Annotated in this window: 1 protein-coding gene; it reads right to left on the bottom strand. The window is 73.3% G+C overall.

The genetic code is table 11. The annotated features are described in order from the left end of the window. The coding region (locus UK12_RS44030; protein ID WP_231591508.1) for a hypothetical protein at nt 1–348 on the bottom strand (348 nt) is incomplete at both ends.

Consider the following 348-nt stretch of genomic DNA (forward strand, 5'->3'; position numbering starts at 1 on the left):
AGCGTAACTGCGTTCAGACGCAGCGGGACGAAAGCACACGTGGTCCGGGAGGGGGCGGCGGTCGGTGCGGCTGTGCCGGGGGCGGTGCCGGTTGCTGCGCGGGCTGTTGCGGTGGCCGTACCAGTTGTGGTGTCCGGGCGGGACGAGGGCGGACTGCGGGCGCGGACCGTGCACCGGCCGGGGGGGGTGGAGCGGATGAGCGCGTCGGCGGGCCCTGCCAGCCGGGGGTCGATCCCCCCGAGCAGCCCTGAGTAGAGACTCTCCAACTGCGTCGACCCGTACGCCTGCGAGCTGTAGCCGGTCACCGGCGCGTACAGCGGGCCGTCGAGGTAGCTGCGCTTGTAGGCG

This window comes from Saccharothrix sp. ST-888 (assembly GCF_000955975.1).
In the GTDB taxonomy this organism is placed as follows: Bacteria; Actinomycetota; Actinomycetes; order Streptomycetales; family Streptomycetaceae; genus Kitasatospora.